Origin of the sequence: Stenotrophomonas sp. YIM B13575 (assembly GCF_042787595.1) — a bacterium.
Lineage (GTDB): Bacteria > Pseudomonadota > Gammaproteobacteria > Xanthomonadales > Xanthomonadaceae > Stenotrophomonas > Stenotrophomonas lactitubi_B.
The window spans coordinates 1-3,299 of sequence record NZ_JBHZOP010000195.1; the positions used below are offsets into that span (position 1 = coordinate 1).

At 66.3% G+C, this 3,299-nt stretch carries 3 protein-coding genes; 1 reads left to right on the top strand and 2 read right to left on the bottom strand.

All coding sequences use genetic code 11. The features are described 5' to 3' along the window. Positions 1–100: 100 nt before the first annotated feature. Together fabB and fabA are read right to left on the bottom strand one after the other, a co-directional pair. Positions 101–1,309 carry a beta-ketoacyl-ACP synthase I gene (gene fabB / locus ACFX4F_RS20825; protein WP_025878419.1) on the bottom strand — a complete coding sequence of 403 codons (1,209 nt, stop codon included), beginning with the start codon at positions 1,307–1,309 and terminating at the stop codon, positions 101–103. Further along, entirely contained in the window at positions 1,309–1,824 is a 516-nt protein-coding gene (fabA, locus tag ACFX4F_RS20830; RefSeq protein ID WP_025878420.1) for a 3-hydroxyacyl-[acyl-carrier-protein] dehydratase FabA, read from the bottom strand. Before fabA ends, fabB begins: the two co-directional genes overlap by 1 nt. A gap of 191 nt (positions 1,825–2,015) precedes the next feature. Between fabA and dinB the strand changes: the two genes are divergently transcribed. Continuing rightward, complete coding sequence (gene dinB, locus ACFX4F_RS20835; protein ID WP_380658254.1) at positions 2,016–3,104, top strand: DNA polymerase IV; 1,089 nt, start codon at positions 2,016–2,018, stop codon at positions 3,102–3,104. The last annotated feature ends 195 nt before the right edge of the window (positions 3,105–3,299 follow it).

A 3,299-nucleotide genomic window follows, 5' to 3' on the forward strand; every position in this document is an offset into this window, starting at 1 on the left:
TGGGTGCCGACCGTTGGTCGGCACGCTTCACCGCTCTCGCCGGGCATGGCCCGGCGCTACCGCTCTGGTAGGTGCCAACCTTGGTTGGCACGCTTTCAGATCACACCCTGCCGAACACCAGCGCCGCGTTGGTGCCGCCGAAGCCGAAGCTGTTGGACATCACCGTATCCAGCTTCTGCTCGCGGCTTTCGCGCAGGATCGGGAAGCCTTCCACCCTCGGGTCCAGCTCACCGATGTTGGCCGAACCGGCCACGAAGCCGTCGCGCATCATCAGCAGGCAGTAGATCGCTTCATGCACGCTGGCAGCGCCCAGCGAATGGCCCGACAGCGCCTTGGTCGAGGACAGCGGCGGAATCGCATCGCCGAACACCTCGCGGATCGCACCCAGCTCGGTCACATCGCCCAGCGGGGTCGAGGTGCCGTGGGTGTTGAGGTAATCCAGCGGACGATCGACGTTCTGCAGCGCCATCTTCATGCAGCGCACGGCACCTTCACCGGACGGGGCGACCATGTCGGCGCCATCGGAGGTCACGCCATAACCGATCAGCTCGGCATGGATGTGCGCGCCACGGGCCACGGCGTGGTCGTAATCCTCCAGCACCAGCATGCCGCCACCACCGGCGATGACGAAGCCATCGCGGTCCTTGTCATACGGGCGCGAGGCGCTGGCGGGGGTGTCGTTGAAGCTGGTGGACAGTGCGCCCATCGCATCGAACATCACGCTCATCGACCAGTGCAGGTCTTCACCGCCGCCGGCGAACATGATGTCCTGCGCGCCGTGACGGATGAGGTCGGCAGCCGCGCCGATGCAGTGTGCGGAGGTCGCGCAGGCGGCCGACAGCGAGTAGCTGACGCCCTTGATCTGGAACGCGGTGGCCAGGCACGCCGACACGGTTGAGCACATCGTGCGCGGCACCATGTACGGACCGACCTTGCGCACGCCACGGCTGCGCAGCAGATCCACCGCACCCACCTGCCATTCGCTGGAGCCGCCACCGGAACCGGCGATCAGGCCGGTGCGCAGGCCACTGACCTGCTCCGGGGTCAGCCCCGCATCGGTGATGGCATCGGCCATCGCCAGGTAGGCGAAGGCGGCGGCATCGCTCATGAAGCGCTTCTGCTTGCGGTCGATCAGCGCGTCCAGGTCGAGGTCGACGCGACCGCCGACCTGGCTGCGCAGGCCGGCTTCGGCGTGGTCGGCCAGCGCGGTGATGCCGGCGCGGCTCTCGCGCAGGGCAGCCGAAACGGTATCCAGATCATTGCCGAGGCAGGACGTGATGCCCATGCCGGTGATGACGACGCGACGCATCAGAAGCTCCCGGTTTCAGTGAACAGGCCCACGCGCAGGTCGCGGGCGTTGTAGATCTCGCGGTCGTCCACGTACATGCGCGCGTCGGACTGGGCCATCACCAGCTTGCGGTTGATGACGCGACTGATGTCGATCTCGTAGCGCACCAGCTTCGCGTCTGGCAGCACCTGGCCGGTGAACTTCACTTCGCCGCAGCCCAGGGCGCGGCCCTTGCCGGGCGCACCCAGCCAGGTGAGGAAGAAGCCGGTCAGCTGCCACATGGCATCCAGGCCCAGGCAGCCGGGCATCACCGGGTCGCCGATGAAGTGGCAGCCGAAGAACCACAGGTCCGGGCGGATATCCAGTTCGGCGCGTACCATGCCCTTGCCATGCGGTCCGCCGTCCTCGCGGATTTCGGTGATGCGGTCGAACATCAGCATCGGGTCGTTGGGCAACCGGCCGGCGGCAGCGCCGAACAGTTCACCGCGTGCGCTGGCCAGCAGCTGGTCGCGGTTGAACGCGTGGAGACGAGTCATGGAAAGCGCAATCCTGGAAGCGAAAACAAGGCAACGAGTTCCCGAGGATGCACGACGGATCAGGCGGATATCAAACCGCGTCTCCGTACGCGTGCGTAGTGTTTTCAGCTGAAACCACGCATCCCGTTGATGCACAACGACCATACTTCGGCGTCTGGACGGGTACGGTGCAGGTATCATGTGGGCCAACCATGAACGCACTGCGCAAGATCATCCACGTCGACATGGACGCCTTCTACGCGTCGGTGGAGCAGCGCGACGACCCGTCACTGCGCGGCAAGCCGGTGGTGGTGGCATGGCGGGGCGCGCGTTCAGTGGTGTGTGCGGCCTCGTACGAGGCGCGCGTGTTCGGCGTGCGTTCGGCGATGCCGGCCCTGCGCGCCGAGCGCCTGTGCCCGGATGCGATCTTCGTGCCGCCGGACTTCGCACGTTACAAGGCGGTGTCGCGCCACGTGCGCGAGATCTTCCTGCGCCATACCGACCTGGTCGAGCCGTTGTCGCTGGACGAGGCCTATCTGGATGTCACGGTGCCGAAGAGCGACATCGAACTGGCCACCGACATCGCCCGCACCATCCGCGCGCAGATCCGCGAGGAAACCCAGCTGACTGCTTCAGCCGGGATCGCGCCGAACAAGTTCCTGGCCAAGATCGCCTCGGACTGGCGCAAGCCTGACGGCCAGTTCGTGATTCCGCCGCAGCGGGTGGACGCATTCCTGCTGCCGCTGCCGGTGAACCGCGTGCCCGGCGTGGGCAAGGTGATGGAAGGCAAACTGGCGGCGCGCGGCATCGTCACCTGCGGCGACCTGCGGCAGTGGACGCTGCCGGACCTGGAAGAAGCCTTCGGCAGTTTCGGCCGCAGCCTGTACAACCGCGCACGCGGTGTCGACGAGCGTCCGGTGGAGCCTGACCAGCAGGTGCAGTCGATCTCCTCCGAAGACACCTTCGCCGAGGACCTGTTGCTGGAGGACCTGGCTGAAGCGATCGTGCAGCTGGCCGAGAAGACCTGGCATGCCACGCGCAAGACCGAACGCATCGGCCACACCGTGGTGTTGAAGTTGAAGACCGCGCAGTTCCGCCTCCTCACCCGCAGCTTCACCCCGGAACGCCCGCCGGAATCGATGGCCGAACTGCGCGACATCGCACTTTCATTGCGCGCCCGGGTAGATCTACCCGCCGACACCCGCTACCGCCTGGTCGGCGTCGGCCTCGGCGGTTTCCGTGAAAAGGAGCCGGTAGTGCAAGGTGAGTTGTTCGAGCACACCCCGACCGACCGATCCTGATCGTTCATCCACGCATGTCTGGATCTGCGTGTCGACCAAGGTCGACACCTACCAAGGGCAGGCCATGCCATCCAGACAGATTGCCGAGATCTGTCGAAGGCGGGGTGGGTCCGGTTGCGGGGGTGTCCGCGGCATGGATGCCGCGGCCAAGCCCCCAGGGACGGGTTTACGGCGTCCCCCGCAACCGGGCCCACC

Bases quoted from the DNA above. Each gene is read 5' to 3' on its own strand.
- fabB (WP_025878419.1), bottom strand. From the start codon at position 1,309: ATGCGTCGCGTCGTCATCACCGGCATGGGCATCACGTCCTGCCTCGGC.
- fabA (WP_025878420.1), bottom strand. From the start codon at position 1,824: ATGACTCGTCTCCACGCGTTCAACCGCGACCAGCTGCTGGCCAGCGCA.
- dinB (WP_380658254.1), top strand. From the start codon at position 2,016: ATGAACGCACTGCGCAAGATCATCCACGTCGACATGGACGCCTTCTAC.